Source organism: Streptomyces kunmingensis (assembly GCF_039533535.1).
GTDB classification, from domain to species: Bacteria; Actinomycetota; Actinomycetes; order Streptomycetales; family Streptomycetaceae; genus Streptomyces; species Streptomyces kunmingensis.
In genome coordinates this window covers 42,653-61,937 of record NZ_BAAATS010000030.1, presented here as the reverse complement: position 1 = coordinate 61,937, position 19,285 = coordinate 42,653, and the positions used below count along the sequence as shown (strand labels likewise).

Annotated in this window: 18 protein-coding genes and 1 pseudogene; 13 read left to right on the top strand and 6 right to left on the bottom strand. The window is 71.3% G+C overall.

Annotation, left to right across the window (positions count from 1 at the left end; translation table 11 throughout):
• The first annotated feature begins 296 nt into the window (after positions 1-296).
• The 6 genes and pseudogenes from ABD366_RS33695 to ABD366_RS33670 form a co-directional block, all read left to right on the top strand.
• Complete coding sequence (locus ABD366_RS33695) at positions 297-1,364, top strand: PhoH family protein (protein WP_324772272.1); 1,068 nt, start codon at positions 297-299, stop codon at positions 1,362-1,364.
• 12 nt (positions 1,365-1,376) lie between these two features.
• Positions 1,377-1,874: an rRNA maturation RNase YbeY gene (gene ybeY / locus ABD366_RS33690; RefSeq protein ID WP_324772271.1), complete on the top strand. Its 498-nt coding sequence runs from the start codon at positions 1,377-1,379 to the stop codon at positions 1,872-1,874.
• Positions 1,871-3,166 carry a hemolysin family protein gene (locus ABD366_RS33685; protein ID WP_324772270.1) on the top strand — a complete coding sequence of 432 codons (1,296 nt, stop codon included), beginning with the start codon at positions 1,871-1,873 and terminating at the stop codon, positions 3,164-3,166. The genes ybeY and ABD366_RS33685 overlap by 4 nt, the downstream gene beginning before the upstream one ends.
• The gene (locus tag ABD366_RS33680; protein ID WP_324772269.1) at positions 3,163-3,519 is read left to right on the top strand and encodes an MmcQ/YjbR family DNA-binding protein; all 357 of its coding nucleotides are present in this window, start codon (positions 3,163-3,165) and stop codon (positions 3,517-3,519) included. The genes ABD366_RS33685 and ABD366_RS33680 overlap by 4 nt, the downstream gene beginning before the upstream one ends.
• 37 nt (positions 3,520-3,556) lie before the next feature.
• A complete protein-coding gene (locus ABD366_RS33675; protein WP_324772268.1) occupies positions 3,557-3,910 on the top strand; it encodes a cytidine deaminase in 354 nt (117 codons plus the stop codon).
• 394 nt (positions 3,911-4,304) lie between these two features.
• Positions 4,305-4,634, top strand: a pseudogene (locus tag ABD366_RS33670) (transglycosylase family protein); the annotation flags it as partial.
• A gap of 34 nt (positions 4,635-4,668) precedes the next feature.
• On the opposite strand, the gene ABD366_RS33665 reads toward ABD366_RS33670, so the two are convergent.
• Entirely contained in the window at positions 4,669-5,007 is a 339-nt protein-coding gene (locus ABD366_RS33665; protein ID WP_324772267.1) for a P-II family nitrogen regulator, read from the bottom strand.
• Positions 5,004-6,323 carry an ammonium transporter gene (locus tag ABD366_RS33660; protein WP_324772266.1) on the bottom strand — a complete coding sequence of 440 codons (1,320 nt, stop codon included), beginning with the start codon at positions 6,321-6,323 and terminating at the stop codon, positions 5,004-5,006. Before ABD366_RS33660 ends, ABD366_RS33665 begins: the two co-directional genes overlap by 4 nt.
• 120 nt (positions 6,324-6,443) lie before the next feature.
• Between ABD366_RS33660 and era the strand changes: the two genes are divergently transcribed.
• Positions 6,444-7,394 (top strand): GTPase Era, encoded by a 951-nt coding sequence (gene era, locus ABD366_RS33655; protein WP_324772265.1) that lies wholly within the window; start codon positions 6,444-6,446, stop codon positions 7,392-7,394.
• On the opposite strand, the gene ABD366_RS33650 is transcribed toward era, so the two are convergent.
• Positions 7,391-8,224 (bottom strand): helix-turn-helix transcriptional regulator, encoded by an 834-nt coding sequence (locus ABD366_RS33650; RefSeq protein WP_324772264.1) that lies wholly within the window; start codon positions 8,222-8,224, stop codon positions 7,391-7,393. The genes era and ABD366_RS33650 overlap by 4 nt on opposite strands.
• Before the next feature lie 128 nt (positions 8,225-8,352).
• Between ABD366_RS33650 and ABD366_RS33645 the strand changes: the two genes are divergently transcribed.
• Complete coding sequence (locus ABD366_RS33645; RefSeq protein WP_324772263.1) at positions 8,353-9,207, top strand: NAD-dependent epimerase/dehydratase family protein; 855 nt, start codon at positions 8,353-8,355, stop codon at positions 9,205-9,207.
• A gap of 182 nt (positions 9,208-9,389) precedes the next feature.
• On the opposite strand, the gene ABD366_RS33640 is transcribed toward ABD366_RS33645, so the two are convergent.
• The 3 genes from ABD366_RS33640 to ABD366_RS33630 form a co-directional block, all read right to left on the bottom strand.
• Positions 9,390-10,217 carry a GNAT family N-acetyltransferase gene (locus tag ABD366_RS33640; protein ID WP_324772262.1) on the bottom strand — a complete coding sequence of 276 codons (828 nt, stop codon included), beginning with the start codon at positions 10,215-10,217 and terminating at the stop codon, positions 9,390-9,392.
• Between the two features lie 223 nt (positions 10,218-10,440).
• A complete protein-coding gene (locus ABD366_RS33635) occupies positions 10,441-10,707 on the bottom strand; it encodes a protealysin inhibitor emfourin (RefSeq protein WP_324772261.1) in 267 nt (88 codons plus the stop codon).
• A 46-nt stretch (positions 10,708-10,753) separates the two neighbouring features.
• Positions 10,754-11,839 carry a M4 family metallopeptidase gene (locus ABD366_RS33630; protein WP_324772259.1) on the bottom strand — a complete coding sequence of 362 codons (1,086 nt, stop codon included), beginning with the start codon at positions 11,837-11,839 and terminating at the stop codon, positions 10,754-10,756.
• A 289-nt stretch (positions 11,840-12,128) separates the two neighbouring features.
• Here ABD366_RS33630 and leuA point away from each other — a divergent pair, with 289 nt between their 5' ends.
• The 5 genes from leuA (at position 12,129) to ABD366_RS33605 (ending at position 19,238) form a co-directional block, all read left to right on the top strand.
• Positions 12,129-13,850 carry a 2-isopropylmalate synthase gene (leuA, locus tag ABD366_RS33625; RefSeq protein ID WP_324772258.1) on the top strand — a complete coding sequence of 574 codons (1,722 nt, stop codon included), beginning with the start codon at positions 12,129-12,131 and terminating at the stop codon, positions 13,848-13,850.
• Between the two features lie 207 nt (positions 13,851-14,057).
• Entirely contained in the window at positions 14,058-14,735 is a 678-nt protein-coding gene (locus ABD366_RS33620; RefSeq protein WP_324772275.1) for a tellurite resistance TerB family protein, read from the top strand.
• A 231-nt stretch (positions 14,736-14,966) separates the two neighbouring features.
• Entirely contained in the window at positions 14,967-17,078 is a 2,112-nt protein-coding gene (locus ABD366_RS33615; protein WP_324772257.1) for an MMPL family transporter, read from the top strand.
• 61 nt (positions 17,079-17,139) lie between these two features.
• A complete protein-coding gene (locus tag ABD366_RS33610; protein WP_411293810.1) occupies positions 17,140-18,546 on the top strand; it encodes a histidine kinase in 1,407 nt (468 codons plus the stop codon).
• Entirely contained in the window at positions 18,543-19,238 is a 696-nt protein-coding gene (locus ABD366_RS33605; protein ID WP_324772256.1) for a response regulator transcription factor, read from the top strand. Before ABD366_RS33610 ends, ABD366_RS33605 begins: the two co-directional genes overlap by 4 nt.
• Positions 19,239-19,285 lie beyond the last annotated feature (47 nt).

Below are 19,285 nucleotides of genomic sequence, written 5' to 3'. Positions count from 1 at the left end.
CGTTCTTCCAAGCCCTTCCGGCTGTCGCCGACCCAGCCCCTGCGGCTGGCCGCCCCAATCAAGCCCCTCCGGCTGCCCCATCCAAGCCCCTCCGGCGATTGAGGAGCGGGGGCCGGGGCAGAGCCCCGGGGGCGAGGGGGAGTGCCGGGTGCGTGACCAGGGGGCGAGGACGGGCGCGGGCCGGCCCGGTGTACCCAGGGCGCTAAAACACTTCGGGGTACCGAGCGGAGCGACGTACGCTGGAGCGCAACAGACAACGGCTGTCACAAGGAGAATGCGGCCCTCAGAGCCCGCCCATGACGCAGACACCATCCAGCGCCCGCAGCACAGGGCAGGAACAGGCACGTGCGCGGTTCACCGTGCCGGCCAAGCACCCCATGGTCGAGGTGCTCGGCTCCGGTGACGCCCTGCTGCGAGTGATCGAGGAGGCCTTCCCGGAGGCCGATATCCATGTCCGGGGCAACGAGATCAGTGCGACCGGGGAGCCGAGGGAAGTCGCCCTCGTCCAGCGCCTGTTCGACGAGATGATGCTGGTGCTGAGGACAGGGGCCCCGATGACAGAGGACGCCGTGGAGCGCTCCATCGCCATGCTGAAGGCGACGCAGAGCGGTCAGGGTGACGGGACGGAGACCCCCGCCGAGGTACTCACGCAGAACATCCTGTCCTCGCGCGGGCGCACCATCCGGCCCAAGACCCTGAACCAGAAGCGGTACGTCGACGCCATCGACAAGCACACCATCGTCTTCGGGATCGGGCCCGCCGGTACCGGCAAGACCTATCTGGCCATGGCCAAGGCCGTGCAGGCCCTGCAGTCCAAGCAGGTCAACCGGATCATCCTGACCCGGCCCGCCGTGGAGGCGGGGGAGCGGCTCGGATTTCTGCCGGGGACGCTCTACGAGAAGATCGACCCGTACCTGCGGCCGCTGTACGACGCCCTGCACGACATGCTCGACCCGGACTCGATCCCGCGGCTGATGGCCGCGGGGACGATCGAGGTCGCGCCGTTGGCATACATGCGGGGACGGACCCTCAACGACGCCTTCATCATTCTCGACGAGGCGCAGAACACCAGCGCCGAGCAGATGAAGATGTTCCTCACCCGGCTCGGGTTCGAGTCGAAGATCGTGATCACCGGTGACGTGACGCAGGTCGACCTCCCGAACGGGACGAAGAGCGGGTTGCGTCAGGTGCAGGACATCCTGGAGGGGCTCGACGACGTGCACTTCTCGCGGCTCTCGTCCCAGGATGTCGTCAGGCACAAGCTGGTCGGCCGTATCGTCGACGCGTACGAGAAGTACGACACCGAGAACGGTACGGAGAACGGCTCCCACAAGGGCCGCCCCAGAGGGACCCAAGGAAAGTAGTTTCAGAGCGCCATGTCGATCGACGTCAACAACGAGTCCGGAACCGAGGTCGATGAGCAGGCGATCCTCGACATCGCCCGCTACGCCCTCGCGCGGATGCGCATCCACCCGCTCTCCGAGCTCTCGGTGATCGTCGTGGACGCCGACGCCATGGAGCAGTTGCACGTCCAGTGGATGGACCTGCCGGGACCGACGGACGTCATGTCCTTCCCGATGGACGAGCTGCGGCCGCCGATGAAGGACGACGAGGAGCCGCCGCAGGGGCTGCTCGGCGACATCGTGCTGTGTCCTGAAGTCGCCACGCAGCAGGGTGCGGACGCGCCCACGCAGCACTCCATGGACGAGGAGCTTCAGCTCCTCACCGTGCATGGAGTGCTGCATCTGCTGGGGTACGACCACGAGGAGCCGGACGAGAAGGCCGAGATGTTCGGGCTTCAGGCCGCCATCGTGGACGGCTGGCGTGCGGAGAAGGGGCTGAGCGGGCCGTCCCCGGCGCCGACCGTGTCATGAGCCTTTCGCTGATCGCCGGCGCCGTCGCCCTGGTCGTCGTCGCCTGGCTCGCCGCGTGCGCCGAGGCCGGTATCGCCCGCACATCGAGCTTCCGCGCCGAGGAGGCCGTACGGTCCGGGCGGCGCGGCAGCGCCAAACTCGCCCAGGTCGCCGCCGACCCCACCCGGTACCTCAATGTCGCGCTGCTGGTGCGCGTCGCCTGTGAGATGGCCGCCGCCGCTCTCGTGACGTATGCGTGCCTCGAGGAGTTCGCCGCTACGTGGCAGGCGTTGCTCGTCGCCATCGGCGTGATGGTGCTCGTCTCGTATGTGGCGGTCGGGGTGTCGCCCCGGACCATCGGGCGGCAGCATCCGTTGAACACGGCTACCGCGGCCGCTTATGTGCTGTTGCCGTTGGCGCGTGTCATGGGGCCCATTCCGCCGCTTCTCATTCTCATCGGTAATGCGCTCACGCCCGGTAAGGGATTCAGGCGTGGGCCGTTCGCCTCCGAGGCCGAACTGCGTGCCATGGTCGACCTCGCCGAGAAGGAGTCCCTCATCGAGGACGAGGAGCGCCGCATGGTGCACTCCGTCTTCGAGCTGGGAGACACCCTGGTGCGCGAGGTCATGGTGCCGCGCACCGATCTCGTCGTCATCGAGCGGTACAAGACCATCCGGCAGGCCCTCACGCTCGCCCTGAGGTCCGGGTTCTCCCGTATACCGGTGGTGGGGGAGAGCGAGGACGATGTGGTGGGGATCGTTTATTTGAAGGATCTCGTTCGGAAGACCCATATCAATCGGGATTCCGAGGCCGAGTTGGTGTCTACCGCCATGCGGCCCGCCACCTTTGTGCCGGACACCAAGAACGCCGGTGATCTGCTGCGGGAGATGCAGCAGCTTCGCAATCACGTCGCCGTCGTGATCGACGAGTACGGCGGCACCGCCGGCATCGTCACCATCGAGGACATCCTCGAGGAGATCGTCGGCGAGATCACGGACGAGTACGACCGTGAGCTGCCGCCCGTCGAGGAGCTGGGGGACGACCGGTTCCGGGTCACCGCGCGGCTCGACATCGGTGACCTCGGCGAGCTGTACGGCATCGAGGAGTACGACGACGAGGACGTGGAGACCGTCGGCGGGCTGCTGGCCAAGGCGCTGGGGCGTGTTCCCATCGCCGGTGCCTCGTCGGTCGTCGTTCTGCCCGACGCCCGGGAGCTGCGGCTGACCGCCGAGGCCGCCGCCGGGCGCCGGAACAAGATCGTGACGGTGCTCGTGGAGCCGGTCCCGCCGGTGAAGGAGGAGGGGGAGGAGTGACCCCTCAGGAGCTGCGCGCCCTGTGCCTGTCGTTCAACGCGGCGGTGGAGGAGTTCCCGTTCAACCCGGAGACCTCGGTCTTCAAGGTGCTGGGGAAGATGTTCGCGCTCAGCTCTCTGGACGGGCAGCCGCTGACCGTCAATCTCAAGTGCGATCCCGAGGACGCCGTACGGCTGCGCGACGAGTACGACGGCCTCATCGTGCCCGGCTGGCACATGAACAAGCGGCACTGGAACACCGTGACCGTGGGCCGGCTCCCGGGCGCGTTGGTGCGGGAGCTCGTCGAGGACTCGTACGACCTGGTCGTGGCCGGGCTGCCGCGCGCCGAGCGGCTCCGGCTCGACCGCCCCTGAGAGCGTCCGGCCGCGGCGCCCTCCTTATGCTCACCCCATGACTGAGAGCACCGACCTCGGCCCCGAGGACCGCAAGATCGTCACCCTGGCCCGCTCCGCGCGGGCCCGCAACGGTGTGCCCGAGGGCGCCGCCGTACGCGACGAGACCGGGCGTACGTACGTCGCGGGCACCGTCGCCCTGGACTCTCTGCGGCTGAGCGCGCTGCGGACGGCCGTCGCCATGGCCGTGGCGTCCGGCGCGCAGTCCCTGGAGGCGGCGGCCGTCGTCTCCGGCGCGGACAGCCTGCCCGACGAGGACGTGGCCGCCGTACGCGATCTGGGAGGCGCGGGCACGCCGGTCTTCCTCGCGGGCGCCGACGGTGCGGTACGGGCCACCGTCGAGGCCGGCTGAGCCGTACGGCGGAGTCCCGGTAAGCAGCCCGGGGGACGTGAAGACCCTCACATCCGCGTCCTGCCGGGGCTTTCGCCCCGGCCCGGGCGGGTGCGCGCCACGGGCGTACGGGCCGTGCGGGGCAGGGGCGCGGGACTTTCGGCCCGGGGCTTTCGGCCCCGCGGGGCGGCGGGCGCAAGAGGGGGCGGACGTCCTTGCGGCGGGGCCTGCGACCCCTGGGACGGGCCGGGGCGGGTGGGTCATGGTGGAACGGTTGCCCGGCGCTGATCGCGTTCCGACAGCGTCCCGCGAAGGGAAGCGCCGCGGCTCTCCCCGTCCCCGAACGAAGGCTTCCTACGTGTTCTCCTCCGCCCGCAAGACCGCTGCCACCACGAACGCCGCCCGCACCTCCCGCCTGCGCCGTCTCGCCGCCACCGGTGCTCTCGCCGGCGCCGCGGGCGCCATGGTGATCGCGGGTACGAGCTCCGCCTCCGCGGCGACCGCCGCCCCGGCCGCCTCGTGGGACGCCGTCGCCCAGTGCGAGTCCGGCGGCAACTGGGCGGCCGACACCGGCAACGGCTTCTACGGCGGCCTGCAGTTCACGCCGTCCACCTGGTCCGCGTACGGCGGCACCAAGTACGCGGCGACCGCGAACCTCGCCACCAAGGCCGAGCAGATCTCCGTCGCCGACAAGGTCCTCGCCGCCCAGGGCCAGAACGCCTGGCCCGTCTGCGGCAAGAGCCTCTGAGCGACCCCGTGACGTAGAGGGGCCTGGACGCCTAGACCGCGTCCGGGCCCCTTTCGCCTGTCCGCACGCGGATCACGCTCTCCACCGGGACGGCCCATACCTTGCCGTCGCCGATCTTGCCCGTGCGGGCCGCGCGGACGATCGCGTCCATCGCCGGCTCGGCGTCCTCGTCCCCCACGACGATCTCGATGCGCACCTTGGGCACGAGGTCGACCTGGTACTCGGCGCCCCGGTACACCTCGGTGTGCCCGCGCTGGCGCCCGTAACCGCTGGCCTCCGTCACCGTGAGGCCGAGCACGCCCAGCTCCTGCAGCGCCGTCTTGACCTCGTCGAGGCGGTACGGCTTGACGACCGCGGTGATCAGCTTCATGGCGCGACCTTTCGGGCGGCGGGGGCGGACGCGGGGTGGATCGTGGCGCCCAGGACGCCGTGATCGTACGCACTCTCCGCGTGCACCGTCTGGTCCAGGCCCGTCAGCTCCTCCTCGGGCGACGCCCGGAAGCCCATCAGCCTGTGGATGGCCTTGGCGATGCCGTATGTGACGAGGAAGGTGTACGCCGCCACGACCAGCACCGCCAGGAGCTGCTTCCCGAGCTGGCCGAACCCGCCTCCGTAGAACAGGCCCTCCTTCGTGGCCGAGCCGGTCATCGTCGAGGTGGCGAAGAGGCCGATCAGGAGTGTTCCCACGACGCCGCCGATGAAGTGCACGCCGACCACGTCGAGCGAGTCGTCGTAGTGGAACCGGAATTTCCAGGCCACCGCGTACGAGCAGACGACACCGGCCGCCAGGCCAACCACCGCCGCGCCCAGGACGCCCACGACGCCGCAGGCCGGGGTGATCGCGACCAGGCCCGCCACCGCGCCCGACGCGGCGCCGAACGTCGTCGGGTGGCCGTCGCGCTTCTGCTCCACGAACAGCCAGCCCAGCAGGCCCGTGCAGCCCGCGATCAGGGTGTTGAAGAGGGACGCGGCGGCCAGACCGTTGGCGCCGAGGGCCGAGCCGCCGTTGAAGCCGAGCCAGCCGAACCAGAGCAGGCCCGCGCCCATGACGACCATCGGCAGGTTGTGCGGGCGCATCGCGTCCTTCTTGAAGCCCGCCCGCGGGCCGAGCACCAGACACAGGGCCAGGCCCGACGCGCCGGACGCGATCTCGACCACGAGTCCGCCCGCGAAGTCCAGGGTGCCCAGGTGCTGCCCGATCCAGCCGCCGGGGCCCCAGACCCAGTGCGCCACGGGAACGTATACGAGCAGCGCCCACACGGGTACGAAGACCAGCCACGCGGCGAATTTCGTGCGGTCCGCGACGGCTCCGCTGATCAGCGCCGCAGTGATGATCGCGAACGTCAGCTGGAACGTGGTGAAGAGGAAGGTGGGGACCGTGCCGGTGAGGGACTGCGGTCCGATGCCCGCCATACCCGCGTGCTCCAGGCCGCCGATCAGGCCGGCGAAGGAGTCGTCGCCGAAGGCGAGCGAGTATCCCGCCACCAGCCAGACGACGGTCACGAGCGCGATCGAGACGAAGCTCATCATGAGCATGTTGAGGACGCTCTTGGAGCGGACCATGCCGCCGTAGAACAGCGCCAGGCCGGGTGTCATCAGCAGGACGAGGGCGGTGGCGGCGAGCAGCCAGGCGGTGTCGCCGCTGTCCAGGGAGGGGGCCGCGAGGGGGAGGGTCGTGGCAGGCATGCGAGCCAGCGTCACCGGTCCGGGTTTCCGAATCCGTACCCCGGCGTTTCCGCCGTGTTTCGTGTTGCCGAGCCGTTACCGGGACCTCACGGTGCTCGCGGGCTTCGCGGATCAGGGACAATGGGCGCCATGAGCGTTCACACCCCCGCTGCCGGATCCGCCCATCGCGCCGGTTTCGCCTGCTTCGTCGGCCGTCCCAACGCGGGCAAGTCCACCCTCACGAACGCTCTGGTCGGCAAGAAGGTGGCCATCACCGCCGACCAGCCGCAGACCACGCGGCACACCGTGCGCGGCATCGTGCACCGCGAGGACGCGCAGCTGATCCTCGTGGACACCCCCGGACTCCACAAGCCGCGCACCTTGCTCGGCGAGCGGCTGAACGACGTGGTGCGCACCACGTGGGCCGAGGTCGACGTCATCGGGTTCTGCCTCCCCGCGAACGAGAAGCTCGGCCCGGGCGACCGGTTCATCGCCAAGGAACTCGCGTCCATCAAGAAGACGCCGAAGATCGCCATCGTCACCAAGACCGACCTCGTCGACAGCAAGACCCTCGCCGAGCAGCTCATCGCCATCGACCAGCTCGGCAAGGAGCTCGGCTTCGAATGGGCAGAGATCGTGCCGGTGTCGGCCGTCGGCGACCAGCAGGTCGGCCTGCTCGCCGACCTCATCGTGCCGCTGCTGCCCGAGGGGCCCGCGCTCTACCCCGAGGGCGACCTCACCGACGAGCCCGAGCAGGTCATGGTCGCGGAGCTGATCCGCGAGGCCGCGCTCGAAGGCGTACGGGACGAGCTGCCGCACTCCATCGCCGTCGTCGTCGAGGAGATGCTGCCGCGCGAGGACCGGCCCGCCGACAAGCCGCTCCTCGACATCCACGCCTTCGTCTACATCGAGCGGCCCAGCCAGAAGGGCATCATCATCGGCCCGAAGGGCAAGCGCCTCAAGGACGTCGGCATCAAGTCCCGCAAGCAGATCGAGGCGCTGCTCGGCACGCCCGTCTACCTCGACCTGCACGTGAAGGTCGCCAAGGACTGGCAGCGCGACCCGCGCCAGCTGCGCAAGCTCGGCTTCTAGCGTTTCGTGGGGCTGAGGTCCTGCACGCCGATCACCCGCAGCAGTTCGAGGCGCTCGTACGTGTCCGTGCCCGGCCGCGCCGAGTGCACGACGAGCTGCTGGTCGTGGCTGTCGCTGAGCAGCACCTCGCAGTCCAGGTCGAGCACCCCGACCACCGGGTGCAGGAAGCGCTTCGTCGCCGCCCGGCGCACGGACACCTCGTGCGACGCCCACAGCTCCTCGAACTCCGCGCTCACACCTCGGAGTTCGGCCACCAGCGCGGCGGGACCCGGATCGTCGGGGCGCGCCGCGACCACCGCCCGCAGGTGCGCCACGTGCGCGCGGGCGTGCGTCGCGTAGTTCTCCGGCGGGATCATCGCGCGCACGGCCGGGTCCGTGAAGTAGCGGCGGACCAGGTTCTCGCCCGTGTGCTCGCCCGACAGGGCCACCGCCATCGTGTTCTGCGCGAGCACCTCGCCCCAGTCGCTCAGCACCTGCGCCGGCAGGTCGTGCAGCCGGTCCAAAATCAGCAGAAGGCCCGGCCGTACGTGCGCCGAGGGGCTGCCCGCGCGCGGTGGCTCCTCGCCCGCCAGATGGAACAGGTGGTCGCGCTCGTCCGCCGTCAGGCGCAGCGCCCTGGCCAGCGCGGTCAGCATCTGGCGCGAGGGGTGCGAGCCGCGGCGCTGCTCCAGGCGCGTGTAGTAGTCCACCGACATCCCGGCGAGCTGCGCCACCTCCTCGCGCCGCAGGCCGGGCGTGCGGCGCCGGGCGCCCGCGGTCAGGCCCACGTCGGAAGGGGCCAGGCGGGTGCGGGAGCGGCGCAGGAAGTCGGCGAGTTCGGCACGGTTCACTTCTTCAGGGTCGCCCGGGCCGTCCGGCTTATCCAGGGCGCGCCGCTCCCTGGATAAGCGCGTCTCTCCCGCCGGGGCGCCGTCGCGCCGACGGTGGTGTGCATGGCTACGACGACGAGGAGGCGGCCATGCTGACATTGGTGACAGGTGCGACCGGGCAGGTCGGGCGGCGGTTCGTGCCCCGGCTGCTGCAGAGCGCGGCGCCCGGCGACGAGGTCCGGGTCCTGGTGCGGGACGCGGCCCGCGGTGAGCGGTTCGCCGGACTGGGCGCGCAGGTGATGGTCGGCGATCTGCGGGACGCCGAGGTGCTCGGCAAGGCGACGGCCGGGGCGGACGCGGTGGTCAACGTCGCGGCGGCGTTCCGCGGAGTGCCGGACGAGGAGGCCCGCGCGGTCAACCGGGACGCGGCGATCGAGCTGGGGCGGGCCGCGGTGGCCTCCGGGGTGCGGAGGTTCGTGCAGGTCAGCACCGGGCTCGTGTACGGCGCCGGGCGGGGCAGGCCGCTGGTGGAGTCCGACGAAACCGTGCCGGGCGGGGCCATGTGGGGGGCGTACCCCGAGTCGAAGTGGGAGGCGGAGCGGGCGCTCGCCGCGATGGAGGGGCTCGACGATCTCCGGATCGGGCGGCTGCCCTTCGTGTACGGCGACGGGGATCCGCATCTGGTGGACGTGATGCGGTGGGCGCCGATGTGGCCTGCCACGCAGCGATTGCACATGGGGCACCATGCCGATGTGGCTCAGGGGTTGCGGCGGCTGTTGTACGCGCCTGGGGCTCAGGGGGTTTACAACATCGCCGACGATGCGCCCGTCACGACGGTCGATCTCTACGCGCTCAACGGTCTGGTGGTGCCGGGTGAGCTGTACGACAAGGTCGATCCGGATCCCTGGCGTGCGGTCCTGTCGACCACCCGGATCCGCCACGAGCTGGGCTACCGCCCGTTCTACCCGTCTGTCTGGGTCGCCCGAGACGCGGGCGCGCTCTAGCCCACCCCGGGGGGCGCGGGGAACTGCGCGCTCAGCCACGACGTGGGCGCGCCCGGGGACGAAAGGGTGGCCGGGGTTGGTGCTGGGCCCTGGGGCTCTGCCCCGGTCCCCGCTCCTCAATCGCCGGAGGGGCTGGTTGTGGCGGGGGTGCGCTCGGGGAGGAGACCGTGGGGCGACGGTGGTCAGGCGGTCGCCGGCTGGGCTATCAGCGCCGTGCCCACCGGGTGGAAACCCAGGCGCGCATAGATACGGGCCACCTCATCGTCCCCGGCCGACAGGAACACCGTAGAGATGCCGGCGGCCAGCGCGTGGGTGACCAGGGTTCCGGTCACCGCCAGACCGAATCCCCGCCGCCGCGCCGCAGGCAACGTGCCGACGCCGGCGATCTCCGTCACGTCGCCGACCGGCAGGTGCATGCCGGAGCAGAGGACCACCCCGTCCTCGACGGCCGCCGCGAGGACCGTGCGGCCCGACCGGATCCGGTCCTGGTGGTGCGGCACGCTGCCGTCCCCGGCCCGTGCCGTGATCTCCGCGGTGAGTTCCGCGGCGCCGGCCGGGCCCGTCGCGGTGCCGGGGTGGGCGAACGCCACGTGGGGCAGCGCCAACGCCGCGGCGAGGAACGGGTCCTGCGCGCCGAGGACCCGGACCCGGGGATGCGGCTCGGGTACGGGCGCGGACGCGTCCCGTGCCATCAGCGGATGCGCGCTGACCCGCAGCCCGGCCGCCTCCACGGCCGCCCGCATGCCCGGCGTGGTCTCCGCCACCCACTCGAACGCCTCGGGCAGCCCCAACTCCCGCAGCCGCGCGCACACTTCGCGGACGTCGGCGGCGCTCGGCGGCGGGGCGTCGGGACGCAGCGCGGGTCGCGCGTAGTAGGGCCAGCCCGGCCCCTCGCGGACGAAGAGCGTGAGCGAGCCGTACTCCTCGACGCGGGCGGCGGCGCGCGGCACCGTGTCGTAGTACCGCTCCAGGCGGCCCAGAAGGGTGGAGTGCGCGTCGATCGCGGTCATGGGCGCGGAGGCTACGTCATCCCCGCTGCGCCCGCAGCGCGTCCCGCAGCCGGCCGTCAGCGGGCCACGTGGTCGCAGGCCACCGCCGCCGTCGAACCGCCCCTGATCCGGCCCGGCCCGGCGCCGAACACGTCCCGGACCGAGGCGGAGACGTCCCACTGGAAGCCGAGCGGCAGGGGCAGGGACCGTGCGGCAGGGGCAAGGCCCCTACCGCAGGTGGAAGTTACGCCCCTTCCTTGAGGACCCGCGTGATCAGCTTGCGCTGCTCGTCCGTGAGCCGGGGGTCCGCGCAGTACACGGTCCGCCCGTCCACGGTGATCGTGTAGCTGAACCCGTCGGGGACCCCTATCGGCGGCGTGCCCCGGCCCGCGGCCACCGCCTTCTCGGCCAGGGCGTGCCACTCATGGGCGTCCGGGCGCCCCGCCGTGTCGATCTCCGCGTGCCGGTCGATGCCGGCGAACCCGCCCGTGCGTGAGACGTGAATACGCATGAGTCCCTGTCTACCCCTGAAAGAGCCGTCGGTCACTGGGCGGGGGTCACTGGGTGGGGACCCCGACCTGTTCCCATGCCTTGAGGACCGACTGGTGCTCCTCGCCTGCGCCGTAACGGGCCTGCGACGCCTTCACCGTCGCCTTGGCGAAGTCGGCGAACAGGCAGTCCTGCTTCAGTTCGCCGCTGGTGAGGGTGTCGTACCAGATCAGCCCGGCCCGCTCCCACGCGTGCCCGCCCAGCGACTCGGCGAGGATGTAGAAGGCGTGGTTGGGGATGCCGGAGTTGATGTGCACGCCGCCGTTGTCGCGGCCGGTCCGTACGAAGTGGTCCATGTCGGCGGGTTGCGGGTCCTTGCCGAGCACGTCGTCGTCGTACGCCGTGCCCGGGGCCTTCATGGAGCGCAGGGCGACGCCGGTGACGCGCGGCGCGAGCAGGCCCGCGCCGATCAGCCAGTCGGCCTCGGAGGCGGTCTGGCCGAGCGTGTACTGCTTGATCAGTGAGCCGAAGACGTCCGAGATCGACTCGTTGAGGGCGCCGGGCTGCCCGAAGTACGTGAGGTTCGCCGTGTACTGCGTGATGCCGTGTGTCAGCTCGTGGCCGATGACGTCGACGGGGATGGTGAAGTCGAGGAAGATCTCGCCGTCACCGTCGCCGAACACCATCTGCTCGCCGTTCCAGAAGGCGTTGTTGTAGTCCTGGGAGTAGTGCACCGTCGCGTTCAGCGGCAGGCCCTCCCCGTCGATCGAATGGCGGCTGAACTTCTCCAGGAAGACCTCGAAGGTCGCGCCGAGGCCGGCGTGCGCACGGTTGACGGTCGCGTCCTTGCCGGGCTTGTCGCTCTCGCCGCGGACCTTGCGTCCCGGCAGGTCCGTGTGGTGCCGGGCGTCGTAGACGGTGCGCTGCGGCTTCTCGGGCGCGGCGCCGGCCGGCGGGGCCACGGAGGGCGCGCCGAGCACGGTCGTCATCCGGCGGCGGGTGCGCTCGTAGGCGTCGCGCTCCAGGCTCTTGCGGGCGGCGGCGGCGATCGCCGCGTCGTCGGACTGGGCGATCCGGTCCTGGAGGTGGGGCGGCACGATCGTGCAGAAGACGGGCTCGAACCCCTTCGGGTTCCCCGTCGGGTTGGCGGTCATGCGCTGCAATGTGGCACTGGGTCATGCGGCTGTCACTACCTGCCACCATGATTGCTGAAATAGAGGTATTGATCACCTCTTGGCCGTTAAAGAACCCTGGTCCCGCATACTGATACGGGCCTTCCCGTCCGGCGCGTCTCGGCTAGGGTGCTGTGCATCATGCGTTTCGGGTTGCTTCTCCTTAGCTGCCGCGGTGAGGGCCTGTAGTCGAGGCCGACCCCCTCCCCGCGGAGTTTGGCGTTGCGCCGTCGGCCGCCTTACCGGCCACCCCTCGAGGAGCCCCACGCATATGTCGAACTTCCAGCGCCCCACGTCGATGCCGATCCACAAGTACGGCCAGTACGACCAGGTGGACATCCCCGACCGCACCTGGCCCGCCAACCGGATCACGGCCGCGCCCCGCTGGCTCTCCACCGACCTGCGCGACGGCAACCAGGCGCTGATCGACCCCATGTCGCCGGCCCGCAAGCGCGAGATGTTCGACCTGCTGGTCCGCATGGGCTACAAGGAGATCGAGGTCGGCTTCCCGAGCTCCGGGCAGACGGACTTCGACTTCGTACGCTCGATCATCGAGGACCCGGACGCGATCCCGGACGACGTGACGATCTCCGTACTGACGCAGGCCCGCGAGGAGCTGATCGCGCGGACCGTGGAGTCCCTGGTCGGCGCCAAGCGCGCCACGGTCCACCTGTACAACGCGACGGCGCCGGTCTGGCGCGAGGTCGTCTTCCGCGGCTCCAAGGACGCGGTCAAGCAGATCGCCGTGGACGGCACGCGCCTGGTCATGGAGTACGCGGAGAAGCTGCTGGGCCCCGAGACGGTCTTCGGCTACCAGTACAGCCCGGAGATTTTCACCGACACCGAGCTGGACTTCGCCCTGGAGGTCTGCGAGGCCGTCTGCGACGAATGGCAGCCGGGCCCGGACCGCGAGATCATCCTGAACCTGCCCGCCACGGTCGAGCGGTCGACGCCGTCCACGCACGCGGACCGCTTCGAGTGGATGAGCCGCAACCTGACGCGCCGCGAGTACGTCTGCCTGTCCGTGCACCCGCACAACGACCGGGGCACCGCCGTCGCCGCCGCCGAGCTGGCGATCATGGCCGGTGCCGACCGCATCGAGGGCTGCCTGTTCGGCCAGGGCGAGCGCACCGGCAACGTCGACCTGGTGACGCTGGGCATGAACCTGTTCTCGCAGGGCGTCGACCCGCAGATCGACTTCTCCGACATCGACGAGATCCGCCGCAGCGCCGAGTACTGCACCCAGATGGAGGTCCACCCGCGCCACCCCTACGCGGGCGACCTGGTCTACACCGCCTTCTCCGGCTCCCACCAGGACGCCATCAAGAAGGGCTTCGAGGCGATGGAGATCCGCGCCGCGAAGGCCGGCAAGACCATCGACGACATCGAGTGGGCCGTCCCGTACCTGCCGATCGACCCGAAGGACGTCGGCCGCTCCTACGAGGCCGTCATCCGCGTCAACTCGCAGTCCGGCAAGGGCGGTATCGCCTACGTCCTGAAGAACGACCACAGCCTGGACCTGCCGCGCCGGATGCAGGTCGAGTTCTCCAAGGTCATCCAGGCGAAGACGGACGCCGAGGGCGGCGAGGTCACGCCGAAGGACATCTGGAACGTCTTCCAGGACGAGTACCTGCCCAACCCGACCAACCCGTGGGGCCGCATCCAGGTCAAGGCCGGCCAGACGACCACCGACACCGACGGCGTCGACACGCTGACGGTCGAGGCCGCGGTCGACGGAGTCGAGCAGGTTCTGGTCGGTACCGGCAACGGTCCGATCTCCGCGTTCTTCCACGCGCTGCAGGGCATCGGCATCGACGCCCGCCTGCTGGACTACCAGGAGCACACGATGAGCGAGGGCGCCTCCGCCGTCGCCGCCTCGTACATCGAGGTCGCCATCGGCGACAAGGTTCTGTGGGGGATCGGCATCGACGCGAATACGACACGTGCGTCGCTGCAGGCGGTCGTCTCCGCGGTCAACCGCGCGACCCGCTGACCCGTCTGAGCTGCACGTTCGCGGCCCCGTACCCCTTTTGAGGGGGTGCGGGGCCGCGTCATGTCTCGGCCACCGGGCACGCCTCCCGTGACCTTGGCGTGACCAAGGTGCTGACGCCGCATCGACAATGTGGCTAACATCACGCCAACGCCGCGATGTTGCGGCGCCGTTACGGAGGTGTGCGACGTGCTGCCGATCTGGGGACGTATGCGACGAACCGGGATCTCACGGGTCTTGGGCGTGCACACCGCATGGACCACCGTGGGCGACGGCGAGTTCTTCTGCCCCGGCTGCGGTGGCGACCGCAACTACGAGCGGTGCACGGGCCGCCGCCGCTTCACCGTGCTCGGCGTGCCGGTGGTGTCGCGCGGCGAGACCGGGCCCGTCGTCCAGTGCGCCGCCTGCGCCGACCGGTTCGGCATGGACGCCCTCGACCACCCGACCACGCACCGGTTCTCCGGCATGCTCCGCGACGCCGTGCACACGGTCGTCCTCGCGGTGCTCTCGGCCGGCGGCTCCTCCTCCCGTACGTCGCTGGAGTGCGCGGTCGGCATCCTGCGGGCGGCCGGGTTCGACGACTGCTCCGAGGAACAACTGGCGGCGCTGGTCGAAGCGTTGCGCCTGGACACCGGGCGGCTGCCCGAGCACTGCGGGGCCGGCGCCGGGCTCGCCATAGAGCTGCACGAGGCGCTCGACCCGCTCGCCCAGCACCTAGCCCCGGCCGGCCGGGAGTCGATCCTGCTCCAGGGCGCACGGATCGCCCTGGCCGACGGCCCGTACTCGGCGGCCGAGCGGGACGCGCTGGGCACGGTGGGCGCCGCGCTGACCATGTGCACGGACGAGGTGAACCGCCTGCTCGCGGTGGCGGCGCGCACACCCAGCTGAGCACTGATGAGCCCCGCCTCTCGGACGAGAGGCAGCGGGGTCCGGGGCAGAGCCCCGTGTCCCTGAGCCGAGCCCCGCCCCGCCACCGCACCCGCATACTCCCGGGGGAGTACGGCCACACCGAAGTCGCCCCGCGCAGTACACCCCGCCTCGATCCTGAGCCCGACGAAGACCCCCTCCACGTCCCGGAGTCTGGACCCACGAACTCAGTGACGAAAGAGGGGCCCACTCATGGGGGGACCACCCGCACAGACGGCACGGCGCCGCCGAACCGCCCTGCCCTGGACGCTGCTGGCGCTATGGATAGCCGTCCTCGCCCTGGCCGGCCCCTTCGCCGGGAAACTCGGCGACGTACAGCACGACCGGGCCGTCGACTACCTGCCTTCCGGCGCCGACTCCACCCAGGTCGCCGAGGTCCGGGCCCGCCTCCCCGGCGGGGAGACCACGGAGCTGGTGCTCGTCTACCACCGCGACGGCGGCCTCAGCGCGGCGGACCGGCAGGCGGCCGAACGCCAAGTAGCAGCCGTGGAGAACGAGTTGGAGCTCGTAGCGACACCGGAAGGCGTGCCGTCCAAGGATGGCGACACCCTCATGTACCCCGTCGCCAGCACCGCGCCCGGCCAGGACGAGAAGGCCCGCGACGCCTTCGTGAACGACGTACGGGACCTCGCCCACGACACCGGCACCGACGCCGGCGCCGGAATGAGCGTCGACGTCGGCGGACCCGGCGCGCTCGCCACCGACGCGGCCGAGGTCTACGGAGCACTCGACGGGCCCCTGCTCTACACGACCGTCGCCGTCGTCGCCCTGCTGCTGATCCTGATCTACCGCAGCCCGTTCCTGTGGCTCGTCCCGCTCGCCGTCGCCGCCGTCGCCGACTTCCTCTCGATGGGCGTCGCGTACGGCCTCAACCAGACCTTCGGGACCACCGTCAGCGGCCAGAGCTCCGGCGTCATGACCATCCTCGTGTTCGGCGCGGGAACGGACTACGCCCTGCTCATCGTCGCCCGCTACCGGGAGGAGCTGCGGCGGATCGAGCGGCCCCACGACGCCATGCGCGCGGCCCTGCGCGGCTGCGGGCCCGCCGTGCTCGCCTCCTCGGGGACCGTCGCCGCCGGACTGCTGTGCCTGCTCGCCGCCGACCTCAACTCCTCGCGCGGCATGGGCCCGCTCGGCGCCGTCGGCGTCCTGTGCGCGCTCGTCGCCATGCTGACGCTGCTGCCCGCCGTGCTCGTCCTGCTCGGGCGGCGCGTGTTCTGGCCGCTCGTGCCCGCGTTCGGCTCCCGGCCCAAGGCCCGCAGGTCCCTCTTCGCCGCCATGGGTTCGTCGGCCGGGCGCAGGCCGCTCGCCGTGCTCGGCGCCGGAGCCGTCCTGCTCGGCGCGCTCGCCCTCGGCGCCTTCGCCCTGCCCGGCACCCTCAAGCAGCAGGACTCCTTCACCTCCGCGCCCGACTCGGTCACCGCGATGAAGACGCTCGCCGCCGCCTACCCGGAGAAGGGCACCCAGCCGATCACCGTCATCGCCCCGACGGGCCGTGCGGACGACGCGGTCGGGACGGCCAGGTCCACCGACGGGGTCGCCGACGTCCGGCGCGGGCGCAGCGGCGGCGGCTGGACCGAGATCAGCGTCGTCGCCGAGGGCGCCCCGCAGTCCGCCGCCGAGACCGCCACCATCGAGGCGCTGCGCGACGGACTCGACGGCCGGGGCGCCTACGTGGGCGGGCCCAGCGCCGAACAGCTCGACCTGAAGGACACCAACGCCCGCGACCGGCTCGTCGTCGTCCCCATCGTGCTGGCGGCGGTACTGCTGATCCTGGTCGCCCTGCTGCGCAGCCTCGTCGCACCGCTGCTGCTGCTCGTCGCCGTGGTCGCCGTGTGGGGCGCGTCCCTCGGCATCGCCGGACTCGTGTTCGGCCCGGTGTTCGGCTTCGACGGTACGGATCCGGGCCTCGGGCTCCTCTCCTTCGTCTTCCTCGTCGCCCTCGGCGTCGACTACGGCATCTTCCTCATGCACCGGATGCGCGAGGAGGTCCTGGGCGGGGCGGACACCGGGACGGCGGCGCTCACCGCGCTGCGCACCACGGGAGCGGTCATCGCGTCCGCCGGGCTCGTCCTGGCCGCCACGTTCGCGGTGCTCACCAACATGCCGCTGGTCCAACTCGTCGAGCTGGGCTTCGTCATCGCGGTCGGCGTACTCCTGGACACCTTCCTCGTACGTACGTACCTGGTGACGTCGGCGAGCCTCGCGCTCGGCCGGAAGGTGTGGTGGCCGGGGCCGCTGTCCCGCGCGCCCGAGACGCCCGCGCCGCCGGCCGCCGAACCCGCGCTCGCCCGTACACCCTGATATCGCGATTCAAGGCGCCCCTGCCTGCCGGAGGGGCGCCTTCCTGACGGAGGATGTGCCGGTGGACGTCACACGCCTGTTCCTGCCGCGCGGTCTGCTCCGGGCCGGCGGCCCGCCGGACCCCGGCCGGGTGCTGCGCCAGGACGCGGTGCTCGCTGCCGCGATGGCGGCCGTCGCCGTGTGCCTGGCGCTCCGCCTCCATGGTGAGGGGCGGCAACTGACCGTGCTGGGATGGGTGTTGCTGCTGGCCGCGCATGTACCGGCGGTCTGGCGGCGGCGGGCTCCGCTGGTCTCGTTCCTCGGCGTCGTCGCCTGCGTCGGGCCCTACCACGCGCTGAACTTCGACCATGCCGCGCCGCAAGTGGTGTCCCTGACGGCCCTGTTCACGGTCGCCATGACCGGCCGCCCCTTGCGTTCCCTGATCATCGGGGCCGGCGTCATCGGGCTGATGCTCTCCGTCAAGTTCGGCCAGAACATGGCCGAGGGACAGCAGGCCCTGCGGATCTCCGGCTGGATCGTCACGGTCGTCCTGCTCGGGGTGTACGCGCGACTGCACCGGCAGTACGTCGACTCGGTCGTCGAGCGGGCCGAGCGGGCCGAGCGCACGCGGGAGGAGGAGGCGCGGCGCCGGGTCGCCGAGGAGCGGTTGCGGGTCGCCCGTGACCTGCACGATCTGCTGGCCCACAGCATCACCCTGGTCGGCGTGCAGACGTCGGTCGCCGCTCATGTGCTGAACGCCGACCCGGACCGGCTCGACCGGGCCGCCGTCGCCAAGGCGCTCGACGACATCGCCGACACGTGCCGGTCCGCTCGCGGGGAGCTGCGGGCCACGCTGGAGGTGTTGCGGTCGATGCCGGACGAGGCGCGGGGGGCCTTGCCGGGGCTCGACGGGATACCGGAGTTGGTGCGGGCGGCTCGTACCGCCGGGGCCTCGGTCCTGGCCGATCTCGATGTCGACGGGGGGCTTGTGCCGGCCGGGGTGGGGGCGGCGGCGTACCGGATCGTTCAGGAGGCGCTGACCAATGCGGTGCGGCATGGTGGGGCGGGCCTCACCATTCGGGTGGGGGTGCGGGTGGGGGCGGGGGCGCTTGTTGTGTCGGTGTGTGATGACGGGGTCGGGATGGTGGCGTCGGGGGTGCCTGGGTTCGGGCTGGTCGGGATGCGGGAGCGGGTCCGTAGCGTGGGGGGTGTCCTGGATGTGGGGTCCGGGGAGGCGGGCGGGTTCGTGGTCACGGCGTCACTACCGCTCCCCGGCGCTCCCGTCACCCCCAGGGGCTCCGCCCCGGTCCCCGCTCCTCAATCGCCGGAGGGGCTTGAGTTGGCCGCACCCGGCGCTTCCGTCGCCCCCGGGGGCTCCGCCCCGGTCCCCGCTCCTCAATCGCCGGAGGGGCTTGAATTGACCGCACCCGGCGACGGGGTCGTGACCCGCAACGTCGTTGCGGCGCCCAGGCGGGGAGCCACCCGGTGACCCCGATCCGCGTACTGCTCGCCGATGACCAGGGACTGGTCCGCGCCGCCTTCGCCATGCTTGTCGAGTCCGCCGCGGACATGACCGTCGTGGCGCAGGCGGCGTCCGGGCGGGAAGCTGTGGAGTTGGCCCGGTCGGCTCGGGCCGATCTCGTCGTGATGGACATCCGGATGCCCGGTCTCGACGGTATCGAGGCCACCCGGCTGCTCGCCGCCGACGAGGACCTGGCGGGCGTGAAGGTCCTGATGCTGACGACGTACGACACCGACGAGCACGTCGTCGAGGCCCTGCGCGCCGGCGCCTCCGGGTTCCTCGTCAAGGACACCAGACCGGCCGAACTGCTCGACGCCATCCGCACGGTGGCCGCAGGCGACGCCCTGCTCTCGCCGGGCCCGACCGCCCGCCTCATCGCCCGCGTCCTGCGCGCCCCCGAGATCCCGGACCCCCGTCACGGCCCCCTGGACACCGCCGACGCCGCCCTGAACGGCCTCTCCGACCGCGAACGGCAGGTCCTCACGCTCGTCGCCCGCGGCCTCAACAACACGGAGATCGCCGAGACGCTGGGCCTCAGCCCCCTCACCGCGAAGACCCACGTGAGCCGCATCATGGGCAAGCTGGCGGCCCGCGACCGCGCCCAACTGGTCATCCTGGCCTACGAGTCCGGGCTCGTGACCCCCGTCAACATTCCCTAGCCGTGGTCAGGGTGAGGCCGTGTCCTCCCGCCCGCACCGCCCCGTGC

Bases quoted from the DNA above. Each gene is read 5' to 3' on its own strand.
- ABD366_RS33695 (WP_324772272.1), top strand. From the start codon at position 297: ATGACGCAGACACCATCCAGCGCCCGCAGCACAGGGCAGGAACAGGCA.
- ybeY (WP_324772271.1), top strand. From the start codon at position 1,377: ATGTCGATCGACGTCAACAACGAGTCCGGAACCGAGGTCGATGAGCAG.
- ABD366_RS33685 (WP_324772270.1), top strand. From the start codon at position 1,871: ATGAGCCTTTCGCTGATCGCCGGCGCCGTCGCCCTGGTCGTCGTCGCC.
- ABD366_RS33675 (WP_324772268.1), top strand. From the start codon at position 3,557: ATGACTGAGAGCACCGACCTCGGCCCCGAGGACCGCAAGATCGTCACC.
- ABD366_RS33665 (WP_324772267.1), bottom strand. From the start codon at position 5,007: ATGAAGCTGATCACCGCGGTCGTCAAGCCGTACCGCCTCGACGAGGTC.
- ABD366_RS33660 (WP_324772266.1), bottom strand. From the start codon at position 6,323: ATGCCTGCCACGACCCTCCCCCTCGCGGCCCCCTCCCTGGACAGCGGC.
- era (WP_324772265.1), top strand. From the start codon at position 6,444: ATGGGCGCCATGAGCGTTCACACCCCCGCTGCCGGATCCGCCCATCGC.
- ABD366_RS33645 (WP_324772263.1), top strand. From the start codon at position 8,353: ATGCTGACATTGGTGACAGGTGCGACCGGGCAGGTCGGGCGGCGGTTC.
- ABD366_RS33640 (WP_324772262.1), bottom strand. From the start codon at position 10,217: ATGACCGCGATCGACGCGCACTCCACCCTTCTGGGCCGCCTGGAGCGG.
- ABD366_RS33635 (WP_324772261.1), bottom strand. From the start codon at position 10,707: ATGCGTATTCACGTCTCACGCACGGGCGGGTTCGCCGGCATCGACCGG.
- ABD366_RS33630 (WP_324772259.1), bottom strand. From the start codon at position 11,839: ATGACCGCCAACCCGACGGGGAACCCGAAGGGGTTCGAGCCCGTCTTC.
- leuA (WP_324772258.1), top strand. From the start codon at position 12,129: ATGTCGAACTTCCAGCGCCCCACGTCGATGCCGATCCACAAGTACGGC.
- ABD366_RS33620 (WP_324772275.1), top strand. From the start codon at position 14,058: ATGCGACGAACCGGGATCTCACGGGTCTTGGGCGTGCACACCGCATGG.
- ABD366_RS33615 (WP_324772257.1), top strand. From the start codon at position 14,967: ATGGGGGGACCACCCGCACAGACGGCACGGCGCCGCCGAACCGCCCTG.